Origin of the sequence: Pantoea sp. 18059, assembly GCF_902706165.1 — a bacterium.
Lineage (GTDB): Bacteria > Pseudomonadota > Gammaproteobacteria > Enterobacterales > Enterobacteriaceae > Pantoea > Pantoea agglomerans.
In genome coordinates this window covers 463,470-482,201 of the sequence record NZ_CACSJS010000001.1, presented here as the reverse complement: position 1 = coordinate 482,201, position 18,732 = coordinate 463,470, and the positions used below count along the sequence as shown (strand labels likewise).

Sequence of the window (18,732 nt, the reverse complement as noted above, 5' to 3'; positions counted from 1 at the left end):
GTTCCTTACGCCGCAGTGGTCTGTTTTTCATAGAGGAAATGCAGCACTTTCTGTCGCAACTGGTGGTAGCGCGGCTCATCCGCCAGCGCCACCCGTGAACGCGGACGTGGCAGATCGACAGTGAGGATCTCGCCAACCTGCGCCGCCGGGCCGTTAGTCATCATCAGCACCCGGTCTGACAGCAGCACGGCTTCATCCACGTCATGGGTAATCAGCACGATGGTGGTGTTCAGCTCCTGCTGAATGCGCATCACGCTGTCCTGCAGATGAGCGCGGGTTAAGGCGTCCAGCGCGCCAAACGGCTCATCCAGCAGCAGCACGCGTGGCTTCATCGCCAGCGCCCGCGCAATACCGACGCGTTGCTTCATACCGCCGGATATTTCGCCGGGCCGCTTGTGCATGGCATGGCTCATCTGCACCCGGTTAAGGTTGTGCTCGATCCAGTCACGCATCTCCGCTTTGCTGAAGCGCCCTTTAAACACCTGTTGCACCGCCAGCTCGACATTCTGAAATGCCGTCAGCCACGGCAGCAGCGAATGGTTCTGAAACACCACCGCGCGCTCCGGACCGGGGCCAGTGATTTCGCGGTTATCACACAGCAGCACGCCGCTGCTGGGCCGGGTTAAACCGGCAATCAGGTTCAGCAGCGTCGATTTGCCGCAGCCGGAGTGGCCGATCAGGCTCAGGGTTTCCCCTTCGTGAATATCAAAACTGACATTGTCCAGCGCCAGAAACTCGCCGCTGGCGGTGGCAAAACGCTGGCTGACCTGCTGGACGCGAATGATCTGTTGCATCGTGCTCTCCTTATTTATCCCAGCTAAAACGACGGACCAGCAGCATCAGCCCCTGTTCCAGCAGCAGCCCGATTACGCCGATGACCAGAATGGCGACCAGAATATTTTCCACGTTGAGGTTGTTCCACTCATTCCAGATCCAGAAGCCGATGCCCAGTCCGCCGGTCAGCATTTCGGCGGCGACGATCACCAGCCAGGCGATACCGATAGAGAGACGGACCCCGGTCAGCACGGCGGGCAGCACGGCGGGCAGCAGGATCCGGCGCATTACCGTCCACTCAGAGAGCTGTAACACCCGCGCCACGTTGAGGTAATCCTGCGGAATACGCTGAACTCCTTCGGCGGTGTTGATGATCATTGGCCAGATCGAACAGATAAAAATGGTCCAGCTGGCGGCAGGCTCGGCGCGCTGAAACAGCAGCAGGCCAATCGGCAGCCAGGCCAGCGGACTCACCGGCCGCAGCAGGGCGATGACGGGATTGAACATCTGCGCCATAAAGCTAAAGCGACCGATTAAAAAGCCCGCCGGAATGCCGACCAGCGCGGCCAGGCCGAATCCAATGCCGACGCGTTGCAGCGACGCCAGCACGTTCCAGCCGATGCCCTGATCGTTGGGGCCGTTGCTGTAGAACGGATCAGCGAACAGGACCTGAGCGGCCTGCCAGGTGGCGTAAGGCGAAGGGAAACCCGGTTGCGACAGCGCCGCGATCTGCCACACCAGCAGCATTAATAACAGGCCACCGGTGGCGGGAATGGCGCGCTGCAACAGCGGACGCAGACGCGCCGGACGGGCTGCGGCTTTCGGGGTGACCTGTAACGGAATAACGTTGGCACTGTTGTGACTCTGCACCGGCTGCGCCAGGGCGCGCGCGTCAGTTTTCATAGCAACCTCTCTTAACGTTTGATAGCGAAACTGGCGGCATAGGCGGCAGGATCGCTGCCATCCCAGACCTTGCCGTCGATGAAGGTACTGCTGCGCATTTCACTGGCGGGCAGTGCAACCTGTCCGACTGCGCTGGCGGCCTGTTTGTAGATGTCGATGCGGTTGATCTGGCGCGCCACCGCGAGGTAGTCGGGATCGCTGGCAAGCAGGCCCCAGCGTTTCATCTGGGTCAGGAACCACATGCCGTCTGAGAGCCAGGGAAAACTGACGTTGCCGTTGTCAAAGAAGCGCATCGGGTGAGCGTCCTGCCACGACTGCCCCAGGCCGTTCTGATACTGACCGAGCATCCGACCCTGTAACGTCTCCACTTTGGTATTGATCCAGGCGCGGCCGGCTAACACCTGCGCGGTTTCGCGGCGGTTGTCGTCCGAGGCATCAATCCAGCGCGCGGCCTCCAGCACAGCGGCGGTGAGTGCACGGGCCGTGTTGGGGTTCTCTTTCACCCACTCTGCGCGGGTGCCGAGCACTTTTTCCGGATGCTCCGGCCAGATCTGCTGGCTGGTGGCGGCGGTAAAACCGATGTTGTCGCTGATGGCGCGCTGGTTCCACGGCTCACCAACGCAGAAGCCGCTCATGTTGCCAATTTTCATGTTCATCACCATCTGCGGCGGCGGCACGACCACGGTGCGCACGTCATCAAACGGGTGGATGCCCGCATTGGCGAGCCAGTAATAGAGCCACATGGCATGGGTGCTGGTCGGAAAGGTATGGGCGAAGGTAAAGCTGCCTTTGGCGCTGCCATCAATGGCCTTTTTCAGGCTGGCCGCATCGGTGACCCCACTGGCTTTCAGCTGGTTCGACAGGGTGATCGCCTGGCCGTTATGGTTGAGCGTCATCAGGTTCGCCATGTCGTGCTGCGGACCCGCTACGCCCAGTTGCAGGGCGTAGATCATGCCGTAGAGCACATGCGCCGCATCCAGCTCACCGGAGGTCAGTTTGTCGCGCACCGCCGCCCAGCTCGCCTCTTTGCTGACCTGCAATGTGAGACCATACTTTTTGTCGAAGCCTTTCACAGAGGCCATCACCACCGGCGCGCAGTCAGTGAGCGGGATAAAGCCGACCCGCACCTGCGCTTTTTCTGGCGCATCTGATCCCGCTGCCCAGACCGCATTTCGTAATCCCGGAACGATCCAGGCCGCACCCAGCGCGGCGCCGGAGATCAGCGCCTGACGTCGTGTCAGTGAAAATGGCGTTTTGCTCATCTTGTTGCCCCTGAACAGAAATAAAAAAAGGCGTCCTCCGACAAGCCGAAGCCTGCGGATGGACGCCTTTATCCAAAGCACTGACCCCACCGCCATTGGCGGGAGCAATGCGTACTCTCTATAGGGATTAAGCAAAGGATGTGCCAGATCGCCGAAACAGCCTTAATGCCGATCTGCGGTGACGCACTGTTGAAAAATTAACCGTTTTTGCACGTTTCTGACGCAGATCACGCACAAAGGTTGTGCAGCTACCTCATCCGGGTTAGTTGCTCAGGGTCTTCGCTACCGCCAGTACCGCCTGCGCGATCTCCAGTACCCGCTTATTCTGATTCATCGCACTTTTGCGTAATGCCTGCCAGGCGGCCTCTTCTGTGAAACCCTGCTGCTGCATCAGCCAGTGTTTGGCCTGATCGATCACCCGCCGCTCGTCCAGTGAGGCGCGCATCGCCGCCAGTTCATCCGCCTGCTGCTGCAAACGCTGCGACTGTTCGCCAATCAGCGATAGCACCGAGCGCCCCAGCTGCGGGGCCAGACCGTCGCTGTCGAGCGCCGCCGCGCCAGGCAGCCAGTCCGCCCCGGAGACGTAAAGCGAAAAATTGCTGTCGCCCTGCACCACTGTTCCTGCCGCCTGCTGTTGTGCCTGATCAATGGCAGCCCGGCAGCGCTGCATCAATGTCGCCGTCAGGGCATCCTCCAGCATTTTCATCTGATCCAGCCGCTCAGAGAGCAGGGAAAACCAGTGCAGCGCGCCGGTCTCATCACAACGGCCGCCGGTGCAGGCGATGCGACGAAGGCGTTCGATGTCGCGGCTGGCCTGAGCCAGCGGCTGCCAGGATTCACACGCGGCGCTGTCAGCAAACTCCCGGAAGGTGATAAAGCTCTGCTCCTGTGCCGCAATCAGGGCGACCATCTGGCTGCGCTGGTCGGGGGTGAACTGACGCGCCGCAAAGCCGGCTGAGCCGATGGCCCGCTCCTGCCCGGCCAGTTCTTTGCCCTGCATAAAACTGAACAGGGCGATCAGTGCACGGGAGATGCCGGGATAGCTGGCGGTGTCGGCCGCCTCAAACACCAGATTGAGTAAAGTACGGATAACCTGGTTAAAGGCGGCCATCGCCGCGGCCTGATCAAGCTCACGCTGGCTGATTTGCTGGCGCAGCGCAGGCAGTCCGGCCAGCGCCTGCAGGGCAGCGGCAATCAGGTTGCAGAAGCGGCTGTAGCCGGGCTGCGCTATGGCGGCCGGCAGCGCCTGATAAAAATGCTCCAGGCCGGCGCTGACCTCCTGCTGGCGGGCATGACGTTCGGCGCTGAACAGCGCTCCGTCAGAGCAGATCCAGAGATTGTTTGCGCCACGTTCCCGCTGCAACCGATGGACCAGTTCACTGACGGCAGCCATCAGCTCGCCGGTTTCCAGAAGACGTTGCAGGCTGGCGATATCGCTCGCGCGTGATGCCTGCAGCCAGGTCAGGGCGTCCCTCATTGCTCACCTCAGTGCGGTTAAAACCTTTCAGAAGCAAAAGGCGTGCCGCTTTCCTGAAAAAAGAGGGTCTGAGCAAGGGCGTAAAATCTGATTTTGATAAGTTTCTTAACGCAAACTGATAAATTTTTTCGGCAACAAGTTATTAGTAAATCTTAATAGTTTCCAATCGGATTCATTGCATGTCAGAATGCGCGGCACTGTTCTCAACCAGTTTGTCTCTGCGATAATTCAGTTCGATTTAACTATCACATTGCCTGGTGCTTTTCTTACATCGCAGCCTGCCTGAAAAGCGCCTGCTATCACGCATCGGCAGCGGGTGCAATGGTTTGAATTCTCAAAAGTCTTAGGTAAACTGAATGCGTTACTATCCCGATGTAATCTGACCCTTTTTTTAAAAACAGAATTTCGGCACGATGCGGCGCGATAAAGATCGCCTCCTGGCATCGGGCCTGGCAATATGCAGATACTTTGATGAGATCACGAGGAACATGGTGAAAAAGAGTCTTGCGTTAACGCTGCTGGCGGTTCTTACCCTGGCAGGCTGTAAGGCCCCGCCGCCGCCCGTCACTGACGATACGCTGGTTACCAGCGAAATTAACGGCGTCAAACTGGTCCATCGACACGCTGTCGCGGCACCGACTGAATTTGAGCCGGTCAATCAGACCTGGCGGGCGCTTTATGGCGCATCCGTCATGACCTCGCCTGATTACGGCGGCAAAGTGGTTCGCTATCTCGAAACGGGTAAACCGTTCGAAGTATTAGGTAATGTGGAACACAGCTGGCTGGCGATTGCTGACCAGGCTGACGGCCCGTTGATCGGTTATGTGCCATTAAAAGCGGGTGTAGAGAGCAGCCGTTATGATGCCACCGTGCAGAGCGATCGTCCCCGTCCCCGCAAAACGAAACAGGTCTGTGTGGCCGTCGGCGGCGCCAGCAAAGCCTGCCGGACTAACGATACCGCGACCTGGATCTTAGACTGAATATGAAATCCGGCGCATATTGCCCGCAGAACCGTCCCGGGCTGCGGGTACAGGGATTTGCCATTGGCTGGAAGATCACGAATTAATGACTGTGGAATCCCCTGCGCGTGAGGCGACCCCCTCAGGCAATGAGAATCTCTTACTTCAGGCTGCGGCGCCACTGCTGAACGCGGTGGTGCAAATTCGTCAGGCAGCCACCCACGATGACCCTGCGGGTCTGCGCCAGTCTCTGATCGATGAAATCCGCCAGTTTGAACAACGCTGTAAACAGGCAGGGCTGCCGTTTGAGATGATTATCGGCGCGCGTTACTGCATCTGCAGCGCGCTCGATGAAGCGGCAGCGCAAACCCCCTGGGGCACGCGCGGCGTCTGGTCTGGCAATGGCATGCTGGTGACCTTCCATAATGAAAGCTGGGGCGGCGAGAAATTCTTTCAACTGCTGTCGCGCATTTCACAAAGCCCGCAACAACACCTCTGGCTGCTGGAAGTGGTGCAATACTGCCTGCTGCTGGGCTATGAAGGCCGCTATCGCGGCAGTGAAAATGGTCGCGCCCAGTGCGATGGTATCCGTAAACGCCTGAAAACCCTGATTGACGAAACGCGTGCCCAGCGCCAGACAGCGCAACCGCCACTGGTTGAAGTGCATCCGCTGGTGAGCACCCTCGCCCGCCCGATGGTGCCGCTCTGGGCCTGTGCCATGCTGGTCGCGCTGATCGGCTGCCTGATCTACAGCGGCCTGAACTGGCGTCTCGGTAATGCCGCCGAACCGCTGCTGCGTACCATCTATCAGACGCCGCTGCCGCAGATTACCGCGGGCCGTCGTCCCTCTTCCCCGCAGGCGCTGCTCGATCTGCGTCAGCGCCTGAATGATGTGATTGCAGCCGGGCAGCTTGAGGTCAGCGATGGTGCCTTTGGCAGCAAAGTGATCATCCCCGCGGACAAACTGTTCGCCGAACAGGGCACGGTGATCAATCCGGTCGGGCGCGCCCTGCTGGCCCGCGTCTCAACCGCGATGAAAGATGTCAAAGGGACCATTCTGGTGTCGGTGTTTACCGATGATCATCCGGTGGATAACAGCCGCTTTGCCTCCAGCTATGAGTTCTCATTTGCCCGCGCCCGCGCCATCACCCAATTGTTACAACTGCAACTGGCTGACGGCCATACGGTTCGCTCCGAAGGCCGCGGCGACAGCGACCCCTTGCTGCCCAACGACAGCAGCGAAAACCGGACCCGCAACCGCCGCGTTGAAATCACCCTGTTTGCCGCGCCTGAAACGCTCAGTAATCATCAAGGAGCACAATAATGCGCGCCTCCCTTCGCCTGCTGCTAACGCATCGCCTGCTGTGGAGCTTTATTGGCGTCACGGCGCTGAGCTGTCTGGTCTGGATGCTGGGACCGTTCTGGTCATGGGGCGAATCGCGCCCACTGGAACCCGTGCTGCCTCGCCAGCTCACCGTGAGCGCCCTCTATTTTCTCTGGATCCTGTTCCAGCTGATCCCGTCGCTCTATCGTGCCTGGTTCAACAGCCGCTTACTGACCCAGCTTCAGCTGTCGGGCAACGACGACCCGGCGGAACGTCAGATGACCGAAGAGCGGCTCAACCAGCGCTTCAGCGAAGCTGCGATGCAGCTGAAACGCACTCAGTTTGGCCGTCGTCACAGCGGGAACCTGCTCTCACGCTTTAACGCTAATTATCTCTATCAGCTGCCCTGGTACCTGGTCATGGGTGCGCCCGGCGCCGGTAAAACCACCGCGCTGTTTAATGCCGGCCTCGATTTCCCGCTGACCGATACGCTGGGCAAAAATGCGGTCCGCGGCGTCGGGGGCACCCGCAACTGTGACTGGTGGTTTACTGACAGCGCGGTGCTGATTGATACCGCCGGTCGTTATGCGTTGCAGGAGAGCCAGCGCGTGCGAGATGCCGCGGAATGGCACAGCTTTATCAACCTGCTGAAACGCTATCGCACCCGCCAGCCGATTAACGGTGTGATCATGACCATCAGCGTCGCCGATCTGCTGAGTGATTCAGCCGAGGCGCGTTTCGCCCAGGCCAGCGCGCTGCGAGAGCGCATGGCAGAACTGCATCAGCAGACCGGTATTCACTTCCCGGTTTATGTGATGGTCACCAAAACCGATCTGCTGAAAGGCTTTATGAGTTACTTCGGCTCGATTGATAAAGCGCGGCGTGATGCTATCTGGGGCTTCACGTTCAACTGGGAGCTGGGCAAGCCGCACAAAGATGACTGGCATCGCCATTTTGGCCAGCAGTTTCAGCGGCTGGAACAGCAGCTCCAGCAGCAACTGGCGGAGCAGATGACCCATGAGCGCGACCTGAACGAGCGCGCTGAGTGCTTCCTCTTCCCGCAGGAGTTCGCCTCGCTGCGTCCACTGTTGAACGAATATCTGGATATCGTTTTTTCTGACCATCAGGATGCGGTCGCCTGGAGCCCGCGCGGCCTCTTCTTCACCAGCGGAACGCAGGAAGGCCTGCCGTTTGATCGCGTAATGGGTGAACTGAGCCGCAAACTGCAGTTGCGTCAGGCGGGCGATCACTCGATCGCGGCCTGGGACAGCGTTAATCGCAACAGTCCGATTCCCGGCAACAAAGGCCAGAGCTTCTTTATTCGTGACCTGCTCAGCGATCTGATATTCAAAGAGAGCGGCCTGGCCGGCAGTAATCGCCGCTGGGAGTACCGTAATCAGCTGTTCCACTGGATTGGCTACGGCGTGCTGGCAGGCGCTCTGCTGATCGCCTCCAGCCTGTGGGGCATCAGTTACTACCAGAATCAACAGTATCTGCAGCAGGTTGCCGCACGGGTACCACTTATCCGTGAGCAAAGTCAGCAGGTGATTCATCAGCCTGCTGATAATATTTTTGATCTGCTACCCTTTCTGAATAACCTGGTGAAGTTGCCGCTCTCGGCGCGCTTTTCCCTCGATAATCCGCCGCTTACTATGCGGGCGGGCTTATACCGGGGTAATCAGATTAGCGATGCCGCCTGGGTGCTTTATCAAAATGCGCTTAAGTCTTTGTTGCTGCCGCGTGTGGCGCAGCAGATCACGAATATCCTGCGCAACGACCCGGGTGATGATAACGCCTACAGCCGCAATGCGCTGCGCGCCTATCAGATGCTCTATCAACCGCGTAATTATGATGGCGAATTTTTACGGGCCTGGCTGCTGCAAAATTTACAGCGCTCACTGCCCGATACGGTAAGCGCCCGTGACCTGCAGCAGCTTGACTGGCACCTGAGCCAGCTGCTGGATCAGCAGATTCAGTCGTCGCCTTATGCACGTGATAATGCACTGATGATGCGCAAGCTTGCAGAGAATCTGAAAATTGCGGACCAGGCGGGCGGCATGCTGGCGGTAGCGCCGCGGCACCCGGCCCCGCAATCAAACTCGCATAGCGAGTAATGGTGAGGTGAACATGGCTGCTTACACGGCCCCCGGCTGGTATGGCAAGCTGCCGTCGACCGGTGACTTTCTGCACCATCGACTGAGCGAGCAACAGATTAGCCCGTGGAATCACTGGTTCCAGCAGGGATTAATGCACTGGCATCAGCAGGCGTATTCCTACAGCGCGGACTTTCTCCATGCGCCGGTGTGGAACTTTGTGCTGCCGGTTACCGCGACCCGGCCGCAGATACAGATGGGCTGTCTGCTGCCCTCCTGTGACCGCGTCGGACGCGCCTGGCCGCTGCTGGCCCTGCACAGCTTCACGCTGGCTCAGTGGCATCCTGCTCAGCTGACCATTTCCGGCGACTGGTTTCAGGATCTGGGCGCGACACTGTTACGGGCGGTTCAGACACCGCTGAACGGCGAGCAGTTAGAGCAGCAGATACAGGCTTTGCCACCGCTGCTGGTGCCGGCCAGGAAGCCCTCTGAAATCATGGATGTGATCGGTTTTCAGGATCTGCCCTGCACGCTGAGCTGGCGTGAAGTGGCTGAACGTTTCGACCCTCAGCAGCATATGAGCTACTGGTGGAGTAATCGCAGTGATGGTTTTGCCCACGCGACCCACAAGCACAGCGGCAACCTCACCGCGCAACTGTTTTCGTTACTGTTTAACCCGGCGGCAGGTTCACAGCCGGGACGTAATGGCCTCTATCCTCCCATGTTCGAGTGAGGCCGGAAGCGTTTGCCGTTCAATCTGGGATAACTCATGCAATTTACCATTGTGCAATGCACTACGGATGTTCCGGTCAGAAGCGTCGCGTTTCAACCGCCTGGCGGCACCATTGGCCGCAGTCAGGACAACGATCTGGTGCTGCCAGATGAGACTCGGGCCATTTCGCGTCTGCAGGCGCTGGTTCACCTGTCGCATGACGGGGAGTGCCGTCTGACGAACCAGGGCAGCGTGACCCCGGTGGAGCATAACGGCATTACCCTGGGTCGCGGCATGCAGGTCGTGCTGAAGCATGGCGATGCGCTGCGCATCGGTGACTATGCGCTGGAAGTACGAGACCCCGCCTGCCACGACACGCAGAGCGATCCGCTGGCGCTGTTTGCTGGCGACAGCGCTCAGCCCGCGAATCCGCTGGGCATTCACGAACATCATGAGGTTGAGGACCGGCTGCTGGTCAGTGAGGTCACGCCCTCACGCCACGAGCGCCACAACGATGCGCGACTGGCTATCGATCCCCAGGCCAGCGAACCGCGTCGGGCGCTGACGGCGCAGCCGGTGGATCAGGATCGGCTGATCGCCGCACTGCTGGAGGGGATGGGGCTGAGCAACGGTCACGCCACGCCGGTGGATGAAGAGCAGATGCGCATTACTGGCCGGATGCTGAGCCTCTTTTCCCAGGGCACCGTCGCGCTGCTCTCTTCGCGATCCATTCTCAAGCGTGGTGTCAAAGCGGACATGACGATGATCCTGAATGAGGCCAACAATCCGTTCAAGATCCTGCCCTCCGGCAAAACCGTGCTGATGCAGATGTACCAGAGCCAGATGCCCGGGTTTATGCCGCCGGAGCAGGCGGTACGCGATGCCCTGGTCGATTTGCAGGCCCACCAGCTGGGGATGATTGCCGGTATCCGCGCCATTATTGCGGCGATGCTGCAATCCTTTAATCCGCAGCGGCTGGAGGAGCAGGCGCGTGCCGACGGCGTGGTGTCAAAAATGCCCTTTTCCGCCATGAAGAAGGCGGCGCTGTGGGACTACTTCACCCGTAATTATCAGCGTACGGCCGGAGAGATCGAAGATGATTTCCATACGCTGTTTGGCGAGGCCTTTCTCCATGCCTATGACATGGAGGTGAATCAGTATAAGGACTCTCAGACGCGGGTAGATGAACCATGAAAATCGTTTTTGCCAGCCGCTGCCAGCAAGGGCTACGCGATGAGAATCAGGATCGCACCGGCGCAGAGCTGGATGAGCGTAAAGCCTGTTTTGTGGTCTGCGATGGCGTGGCCGGTCTGCCCGGCGGCGAGATGGCGGCGCAGCTGGTGCGTGACACCCTGCTGAGCCAGTTACAGGCGCACGCCGACCTGACGCCTGAGATAACCCATCAGGCAATTGAACAGTGCCGCTTAGCGCTGCATGAGGCACAGGGTAAAAATCCGAAATATTCACGCATGAGCACCACGCTGGCGGCCCTGTTTATCGACCGCGAAAAACAGCGCGCATGGTGGGCGCATGCCGGTGACAGCCGGGTTTACCACTTCCGCCGCGGCGTGCTTCATGAGGTCACTCGCGATCACAGTCTGGCCCAGCAGCTGAAAGAAGCGGGCTATGAAAATACCGGCATTAACAGTAATTTACTCTATAATGCGCTCGGCGCTGAACCGCCTCGCTTAGTAAGCTTTTCGCAGGAGATTGCGCTGGAGGATGGCGACGCGTTTCTGGTCTGCACCGATGGCTTCTGGCTGAATCTGGCCAGTCATGAAATGGAACAGGCGCTGCGCATGGTGAATGCCTGCGAGGAGTGGCTGGCTCTGATGGAACAGGCGGTAAGCCGCAACGTTAAGAAAGATAATCTCAGCGCACTGGCGGTCTGGATTGGTGAGCCGGAGGAGGCAACGCTGCTCTATTCACTGGCTGATTCGGCGCGCTTTCTGCCGCCTCGTTTTTGATTCCAAGGATCCTTATGAAACTGTGGTTGCCCGGCATCATCACCCTGCTGATTGCCTTTCATGCCCAGGCTGAAAATTATCGGGTTGTCTACTCCCCCAGCCTGGCGCTGGAGGTCTATATCGATAATGTGGTGAGTAAAGCGCCTGACGACTGGTGCAAAGAGACGCTGCCACTGCGCATCGTCTCCGGCAAAAGTAAGGATTCGGCGGTGCTGACCACCTTTTTACCGCGCGTCGGCACCCTGCTCGCTAATCAGTGCGGATTACTGGACGAGCTGCCCTGGCAGATGACCAGTAAAGAGGGTGGCGTACTGGCCAGCGGCAGCGCCAGTAAGTTGCAGAACTGGCGTCCTATCGTGATGGCAGATGCCACCGCCAGCGCCAGTGAGAGTAATGCTGCACCGCTTGACCTGTCTCGGCCCGCCAACAGCACGCCGCTGCAACATTTTGATCTCCCCAGCGGCTGCCATTTTCGCACCGCCTGGGATGAAAATGCCCAGACCCTGTTTATCCCGGATGTCAGCAAGCAGCAGTGCTCACCGGATGGCTGGGCAGAAGGCAAAAGTGAGCTGATGCTGGCGACCCCTGACCACCCAACGCCGGTGGCAGTCACCTTTTATCAGGGCTATCCCATCGCCAATCTGACGATCCCGGACAGCAAGCTGGAGGTTATCGCCGCGAACAATCAGCGCATGATTGTGACACGCCCGGATGCGAATGATAGCTGGCTGGTGCTGCCCTTTGATGCCAAACAACATGTCTGGCGCTTCAATGGTGCCCTGTTGATAAAGATGGATAAGAATGCTGCGCAGCAGGATGCTGACGCTGTGAAATCGCGAGTTGATACGTTGCGCAGCCACTGGGCGCCCTATTTCATGCCACAGCAAAAAGTGAATGTGTTACTCATCGACACCCTGCACGCGGATCTGGTTGATCCTGCCATTGGTGCCTGGCGTAACATCAATTAATTACCGCGCAGCCTGGCGAGCAGGCCGTGTACAGAGAGTTCACTATGTCGGCAAATGATTATCCGAAAACCGTTCCGAATGCCCTGCCTGACGGATACCGTTTCAATGAGTTTGAGATCAAGGAAGTGATCGGAGGCGGCGGCTTCGGCATCGTCTATCGCGCGTGGGATCACCAGCTTGAACGCACTATTGCAATCAAAGAGTACATGCCGGTGTCGCTGGCAGTCCGTGCCGCCGATTTAACGCTGGAGCTGCGCGGTGAGCGTTTCCAGAAGCTGTTTAATGCCGGGCTCACCAGCTTTATTCAGGAAGCGCGTCTGCTGGCTCGCTTTAATCATCCGGGACTGCTGCACGTGCTGCGCTTCTGGGAGCAGAACGGCACAGCCTATATGGGCACGCTCTACTACAGCGGTATGACGCTGAAAGAGTGGCAGGTAACCAGCCCGGCGTCGATCACTGAAGCCTGGATCCGCCGCCTGCTGCCACCACTGCTGGGTGCCATCAGCACCATCCATCAGGCCGGCTATCTGCATCGCGATATCTCGCTCGACAATATTCAGATTCAGGAGAACCAGCTGCCGGTTCTGCTCGATTTTGGCTCGGCGCGTAAAGAGATTGGCAACCTCTCTGACGAAACGGAAATCATGCTTAAACCTGGCTTTGCGCCGATTGAGCAGTACAGCGAAGAGGGTGAAGTTGAACAGGGGCCGTGGACCGATATCTACGCCCTGGGCGCGGTGCTGCATAACCTGATTACCGGTAATCCGCCGCCGGTCAGCGTGGTGCGCTGCATTGAAGATAATTATCAGCCGCTGGTGGAACGCCAGCCCGAAGGCTACTCACTGCCGCTGCTGCATGCCATTGACTGCGCGCTGGCAATGAAGCCAGGCGATCGCCCACAAACGATTGATGCCTTTGCCGCGTTGATTGATCTGCCGGTCAGTGATGTGGAAGCGGTGGTAAACAGCTTCCCGGTGCCGGGCGAGCCGCCTGCTCTGCCGGTCGAGGAGCCGGTTGAGGCTGCTGCGCCGGTGGTAATGGCGATGAATCATGCCGCCGCGTCCGCCGAGCCGGTGACGCCGCGCACGGTGCGTAAACTGTCGCCTGGATTGCTGGGCCTGGCTGCCGTGGCCATTCTGGCCGTGGTTGTCGCCATCTGGCTGGCGAATCGCCACAGTGCCACACCGGAAGTGGTTAACAATAGCTCAGCCATGACGCAGGCGCCCGCATCGATTCCGTCAGCCGCTGCCGTTCCGGCCGCGCTGGCGACCGTCTATCTTAAGCTGGAGAGCGGTGAAAGCGTGGTGCTTAACGGACAGCCGGTTGAGGTAAAACCGGGCAGCAGCGGATTTGCCGCGCTGAATCTGGCGGCGGGACAGTACAAAATTGACGTTAAGAATGGCAGTGAGACGCACACTCAATCCCTGACCATCGATAAGCCCGGCACCTGGCTGATTAATCCGGGTAACTAAGCCCGGTAATCCGCAGCCGGATCGTAAAAGGGCGCGACAGTGTCGCGCCCTTTTACTCTGGTTAAGCCCCGGTTCAGGCCTGCTTCAGGCAGGCTTGCTGCAATGTCCGCACCTGATGGGCCAGTCGGCTCAGACTTTCCTCCTCCATGCCGCGCCGGGTCAGCTCCTCTTCCAGAGCAAACAGATATTGCGCATTCGAGCCCAGCGGGCCACTGGCCGCAGCAATTAATGGCGCAATCGCCTCCGGGCAGGAGTCCGATTCATACAGCGGATGACGCGGATCCATAATAAAGGTCAGCGCAGTGACGCTGCGACCATCCTCCAGCTGTAATTCACACCAGGTTGGAAGATAGCAGCCGGTGATCATCTCACGCTTCCACAGCAGCGCCAGCTCTTCATGCAGCCGCTCTTCCGGCAGACGAAACGCCAGACCCGTGGTTCTGCCGCCCTGCTTCAGCGCCAGCATGCGGCCGGGATGCGTGGCGGTGCCACGTCCGGCAATCAGCCGCAGGCAGAAAGCACGATGCCAGCCCTCCAGCGAACCGGACGCCACTTCATCCGCCTCAAAAATCGGGTTCCACATCAGCGAGCCGTAACCAAAGATCCATACCGGGCTGTGATCGGGACGACAGGCCAGGGTGGCTGCCAGCGAGGCCGCGCGCTGCTCGCAACTCCAGAGCAACGCCTCTTCGATATCCCCGAACGACGTTTTACAATCCGCTTTTAATAGAAATTCCCGGGTAAGCAATGCGACCTCCTCAACATCAACGGCGTCCTGCAGAATGGCTCCTGTAACATGATCTCCAAAACGGCGCTGCGTTTCGTTCATCAAATTGACATTAATCTATTTCCGCGCGGGGTTACAAGCGTGATTCCGGTCGCAGGTTAAAAAAAACCAGATAAACCTTATAGCGAAGATGAAAAAAAGGGCCAGATAATCCTGGCCCTTTGGCGTGAACAGGCTAGCGACGGCATTAACGTTTAGGATGCCACTTATCATCATCACCTTTCTCATACTCTTTTTTCACGGCTGCCCAGGCGACTTTGTGCCCCACCTCTTCCCGCGAATCATCGCCCCGTCGATCCTTAGCCTCTTTATATTCTTCCCACGCGCTGTTAAATGCCTGCTGATAGATATCCTGCGCATGCGCGGGAAGCACGTGTTTTACGTTGTCAGGTAAGTCGGTTCGTTTAGAGTAAGGCATAACGGCTCCTCAGTTTATAGATTCCTGTTAAGCCTGGCGCAACAGGACAAAAATACAAACAGCCACTTATCTGCACTTCAAATTAAAAACCAGAAACAGGCCACACAAGTTACAATGATAAGCAGATTTTCCGGCATTTGACGGTCAGATAGGTGGGTAAAGAGAAATTGTTGTGGCCTGATTAATATTGCAATATTTTAGATAACTTCAGGTTAATACCGCTTCGACCATTTATTGCATTTAAGTAAAAAGCAGTAAATTTTTCCCGTTCGGACCGGTGAAAAGATAAACTGCGCCCTGCCCTAAAACTGATTATATTTCTAACAGCAGCACTCGCTGTGTCCGGATAATCATTAACCAGAGAGGATGGTGAATGCCTTCACATGAAAAAACACGTCACAAGGAATTCTCGCTGATACTTCCCCTTATCACGCTGGGTATACTCTATTTTTTTGGTGCAACCACATCATTTCCGATTGTAGTCGGTATCAACTTAGTGGCGCTGGTTGCCATTCTGAGCAGCGCCTTTAGCGTTGTACGACATGCCGACGTGCTGGCGCACCGGCTGGGCGAGCCCTATGGCTCTCTGATCCTGAGTCTCTCCGTGGTGATTCTGGAAGTGAGCCTGATCTCGGCGCTGATGGCGACCGGCGATGCCGCACCCGGGCTGATGCGCGATACGCTCTATTCGATCGTGATGATTGTAACCGGTGGACTGGTTGGCTTTGCGCTGCTGCTGGGCGGTAATAAGTTTGCGACGCAATACGTGAATCTGGCGGGCGTGAAGCAATATCTGATCGCTATCTTTCCCCTGGCGATTCTGGTGCTGGTGTTTCCCAACGCACTGCCGGGCGGAAATTTCTCTGTCACTCAGGCACTGCTGATCGCGGCGATTTCAGCGGCGATGTATGGCGTGTTCCTGCTGATTCAGACCAAAACCCACCAGAGCCTGTTTGTCTATGAGCATGAAGATGAGAGCGATGATGGCGACCCGCATCATGGCAAACCGTCTGCCCACAGCAGCTTCTGGCATACCAGCTGGCTGATCGTGCATCTGATTGCGGTCATTGCCGTGACCAAGATGAATGCTAATACGCTGGAAAGCCTGCTGACGGATCTGAATGCACCGGCACAGTTTACCGGTTTCCTGGTGGCCCTGCTGATCCTCTCACCGGAAGGCCTGGGGGCAATCAGGGCCGTGCTGATGAATCAGGTGCAGCGCGCCATGAACCTCTTCTTTGGTTCAGTGCTGGCGACCATCTCACTCACGGTACCGGCGGTAACCATTATCGCCACCCTGACCGGACAGGAGCTGATATTTGGTCTGGAGCCGCCGCAGATGGTGATTATGATGGCGTCGCTGATTCTCTGTCAGCTCTCCTTCTCGACCGGACGCACAAATGTACTAAATGGAGCCGCGCATCTGGCGTTGTTTATCGGTTATCTGATGACCATCATGCTGTAACGTCACCCGTCTTCAGGCGAAAAAAAAGAGCGAATCATCGCTCTTTTTTTTGCAGCAAACTTATTTGCTGGTATCGAGTTCCGGGAAGCTTTTCACCAGATCGTCAATCGCTTTCATCTGCACCAGGAATGGCTCCAGCTTATCCAGCGGCAACGCGGATGGGCCGTCACACAGGGCATGTTCAGGATCCGGGTGCGCTTCGATAAACAGACCGGCAATGCCGACCGCCATACCGGCACGCGCCAGCTCAGCCACCTGAGCACGACGACCGCCTGATGCTGCGCCAAATGGATCGCGCGTCTGCAGCGCATGGGTCACATCGAAAATCACCGGGCTGTTTTTGGTGACTTTCTTCATCACGTTAAAGCCGAGCATGTCGACAACCAGATTGTCGTAGCCGAAATTGCTGCCGCGATCGCACAGGATGACCTGCTCGTTGCCACCTTCAGCGAACTTATCAACGATGTTGCCCATCTGACCCGGGCTGACGAACTGGGGCTTCTTGACGTTGATCACCGCGCCGGTTTTCGCCATCGCTTCCACCAGGTCAGTCTGACGCGCCAGGAACGCGGGCAGCTGGATCACATCAACCACTTCAGAGACCGGCTGCGCCTGGGACGCTTCATGCACATCCGTGATAATTTTGACGCCGAAAGCCTGCTTCAGCTCCTGGAAAATCTTCATCCCCTCTTCCAGGCCTGGGCCACGATAGGAGTGAATTGAGGAGCGGTTCGCTTTATCAAATGACGCTTTGAATACGTAAGGAATACCAAGCTTACTGGTGACGGTAACGTAGTGTTCGCAGATGCGCATCGCCAGGTCGCGCGACTCCAGAACGTTCATCCCGCCAAACAGCACAAATGGCAGATCGTTTGCAACTTTGATATCGCCAATACTCACGACTTTCTGTGTCATGCCCTTTCCTTTTCAGTGGGTCCGCTTAGTGCAGCGTGACCTGTTTTTGTTCGATTGCGTGAATCTGAACTTTGATCATTTCGCTGACCGGGTCTTCAGGACACTGCTCAACGAAGTACGTTAAATCATTCAGGGCGATATGTTCGCACTCCAGCTGCGCGTAGATCAAACCGCGATCGCGGATTTCGTAGGGATCGTCAGGATCGATACGCAACAGCACCTGACTGACATTCAGCGCCAGCTCCATCTTCTTCTCTTCCATCAACGCCGCTTTCAGCGTGTCGAGCATCTTGCGCATCACGGTGACGGTTTTGGCTTCGTCGAGATCGTCGTCATACAGACGCGCTGTCGGGCTGATATTGCCTTTGAGCCACACTTCCAGCGTGTGCCGGTCAAGCGTTTCGCCATTAAACGGGTTGATCATCCACTTATCGCCATCAATCCAGTCGGCGCGCAGAATCAGCTGCGTCGGGAAGATCACCGGCATCAGCGGCAGTTCCAGCTCGGCGGCGATGTGCAGCAGGATAACGCCCAGTGACACCGCCGTGCCCCGACGGGTCTTCAGCACATTGTCGATCCAGAGGGCATCAGAAAGATTGTAGACGCCACTGGCACCGCAAAATCCCCACTGGCGATAGAACAGTTCCAGCAGCTTTTCGAGCTGCATGTCAGCATCTTCAGTATGGCTGACATAGTCACGTGCTTCAGCGACTAACGCCGCAAGTTGTGCTTCCACCGACAACGCCGGGAAATCGGCGCGGATGGCAAGCGTGGCACCAATCACCGCTTCACACAGCGGTGTCTGGCTGAAATCTAATTGTTCGGTCGAGGTCATGCTATCCCCATAACGGCATTTTGGTCAGCGCCAGCTTAATGATGGCCACCAGGGCGATTAACGCTACCAGAAAAGCGATCCAGCGGGTGCGATCAGTGCGTGGACGGCGACTCAATGCCACAAATCCTAAGGCGATGTAGATGATAACCGCTAAAAGCTTCTCCGTCAGCCAGCTTCCTTGCGGTGTAAAGGGATAGAAGTGGGTAATCATCACCAGCGAGACGCCGGTCACCAGTAACAGGGTGTCGTTAGCGTGCGGCAGGATGCGCACCCAGCGTTTCGTCATCATTGCCGATCCACGGCGCAGCCAGTAAAACCGCAGCAGGAACAGCGTCACGGTAAGCACCACCGTTAAGATGTGCAGATTTTTAATTAAGGGATAAAAGGCGAACATCATGAAT

Annotated in this window: 18 protein-coding genes; 9 read left to right on the top strand and 9 right to left on the bottom strand. The window is 57.5% G+C overall.

Annotation, left to right across the window (positions count from 1 at the left end):
* Positions 1 to 5: 5 nt before the first annotated feature.
* From GVJ63_RS02260 to GVJ63_RS02245, 4 genes are all read right to left on the bottom strand, one after another.
* Entirely contained in the window at positions 6 to 794 is a 789-nt protein-coding gene (locus GVJ63_RS02260; RefSeq protein ID WP_010245808.1) for an ABC transporter ATP-binding protein, read from the bottom strand.
* 10 nt (positions 795 to 804) lie between these two features.
* The gene (gene ntrB, locus GVJ63_RS02255; RefSeq protein WP_159226366.1) at positions 805 to 1,677 is read right to left on the bottom strand and encodes a nitrate ABC transporter permease; all 873 of its coding nucleotides are present in this window, start codon (positions 1,675 to 1,677) and stop codon (positions 805 to 807) included.
* 11 nt (positions 1,678 to 1,688) lie between these two features.
* On the bottom strand, positions 1,689 to 2,939 hold the full coding sequence (locus GVJ63_RS02250) for a CmpA/NrtA family ABC transporter substrate-binding protein (protein ID WP_010245814.1): 1,251 nt from the start codon (positions 2,937 to 2,939) through the stop codon (positions 1,689 to 1,691).
* Positions 2,940 to 3,201: 262 nt separating this feature from the next.
* Positions 3,202 to 4,416, bottom strand: a complete 1,215-nt coding sequence (locus tag GVJ63_RS02245) for a nitrate regulatory protein (RefSeq protein WP_010245817.1) — start codon at positions 4,414 to 4,416, stop codon at positions 3,202 to 3,204.
* Positions 4,417 to 4,904: 488 nt separating this feature from the next.
* On the opposite strand from GVJ63_RS02245, the gene GVJ63_RS02240 reads away from it, so the two are divergent.
* The 8 genes from GVJ63_RS02240 to GVJ63_RS02205 all read left to right on the top strand — a co-directional run bounded on the left by GVJ63_RS02240 (position 4,905) and on the right by GVJ63_RS02205 (position 13,911).
* Entirely contained in the window at positions 4,905 to 5,396 is a 492-nt protein-coding gene (locus GVJ63_RS02240; protein WP_010245819.1) for a hypothetical protein, read from the top strand.
* A gap of 85 nt (positions 5,397 to 5,481) precedes the next feature.
* Positions 5,482 to 6,699, top strand: coding sequence for a type IVB secretion system protein IcmH/DotU (icmH, locus tag GVJ63_RS02235; protein WP_010669997.1), 1,218 nt, complete (start codon positions 5,482 to 5,484; stop codon positions 6,697 to 6,699).
* Positions 6,699 to 8,813 (top strand): type VI secretion system membrane subunit TssM, encoded by a 2,115-nt coding sequence (tssM, locus tag GVJ63_RS02230; protein ID WP_033771588.1) that lies wholly within the window; start codon positions 6,699 to 6,701, stop codon positions 8,811 to 8,813. Before icmH ends, tssM begins: the two co-directional genes overlap by 1 nt.
* Positions 8,814 to 8,826: 13 nt before the next feature.
* Complete coding sequence (gene tagF / locus GVJ63_RS02225; RefSeq protein ID WP_010245828.1) at positions 8,827 to 9,525, top strand: type VI secretion system-associated protein TagF; 699 nt, start codon at positions 8,827 to 8,829, stop codon at positions 9,523 to 9,525.
* A gap of 36 nt (positions 9,526 to 9,561) precedes the next feature.
* Positions 9,562 to 10,698, top strand: a complete 1,137-nt coding sequence (gene tagH / locus GVJ63_RS02220) for a type VI secretion system-associated FHA domain protein TagH (protein WP_010245831.1) — start codon at positions 9,562 to 9,564, stop codon at positions 10,696 to 10,698.
* Complete coding sequence (locus GVJ63_RS02215) at positions 10,695 to 11,471, top strand: PP2C family serine/threonine-protein phosphatase (protein WP_010669994.1); 777 nt, start codon at positions 10,695 to 10,697, stop codon at positions 11,469 to 11,471. Before tagH ends, GVJ63_RS02215 begins: the two co-directional genes overlap by 4 nt.
* A 14-nt stretch (positions 11,472 to 11,485) precedes the next feature.
* On the top strand, positions 11,486 to 12,439 hold the full coding sequence (locus GVJ63_RS02210; protein ID WP_010245838.1) for a hypothetical protein: 954 nt from the start codon (positions 11,486 to 11,488) through the stop codon (positions 12,437 to 12,439).
* Between the two features lie 44 nt (positions 12,440 to 12,483).
* Positions 12,484 to 13,911, top strand: a complete 1,428-nt coding sequence (locus GVJ63_RS02205; RefSeq protein WP_159226365.1) for a serine/threonine-protein kinase — start codon at positions 12,484 to 12,486, stop codon at positions 13,909 to 13,911.
* 73 nt (positions 13,912 to 13,984) lie between these two features.
* Here GVJ63_RS02205 and GVJ63_RS02200 read toward each other — a convergent pair whose 3' ends face one another.
* Positions 13,985 to 14,659, bottom strand: a complete 675-nt coding sequence (locus GVJ63_RS02200) for a gamma-glutamylcyclotransferase (protein ID WP_164480396.1) — start codon at positions 14,657 to 14,659, stop codon at positions 13,985 to 13,987.
* Between the two features lie 226 nt (positions 14,660 to 14,885).
* The gene (chaB, locus tag GVJ63_RS02195; protein ID WP_159226364.1) at positions 14,886 to 15,116 is read right to left on the bottom strand and encodes a putative cation transport regulator ChaB; all 231 of its coding nucleotides are present in this window, start codon (positions 15,114 to 15,116) and stop codon (positions 14,886 to 14,888) included.
* Between the two features lie 373 nt (positions 15,117 to 15,489).
* Here chaB and chaA point away from each other — a divergent pair, with 373 nt between their 5' ends.
* Positions 15,490 to 16,581 (top strand): sodium-potassium/proton antiporter ChaA, encoded by a 1,092-nt coding sequence (gene chaA / locus GVJ63_RS02190; protein ID WP_010669990.1) that lies wholly within the window; start codon positions 15,490 to 15,492, stop codon positions 16,579 to 16,581.
* Between the two features lie 60 nt (positions 16,582 to 16,641).
* Here chaA and kdsA read toward each other — a convergent pair whose 3' ends face one another.
* From kdsA to GVJ63_RS02175, 3 genes are read right to left on the bottom strand one after another with little or no spacing between them, the layout of a single operon-like run.
* A complete protein-coding gene (gene kdsA, locus GVJ63_RS02185; RefSeq protein WP_010669989.1) occupies positions 16,642 to 17,496 on the bottom strand; it encodes a 3-deoxy-8-phosphooctulonate synthase in 855 nt (284 codons plus the stop codon).
* Positions 17,497 to 17,521: 25 nt separating this feature from the next.
* Entirely contained in the window at positions 17,522 to 18,331 is an 810-nt protein-coding gene (gene sirB1 / locus GVJ63_RS02180) for an invasion regulator SirB1 (RefSeq protein ID WP_010669988.1), read from the bottom strand.
* Between the two features lies 1 nt (position 18,332).
* A complete protein-coding gene (locus tag GVJ63_RS02175; RefSeq protein WP_022625782.1) occupies positions 18,333 to 18,725 on the bottom strand; it encodes a SirB2 family protein in 393 nt (130 codons plus the stop codon).
* Positions 18,726 to 18,732 lie beyond the last annotated feature (7 nt).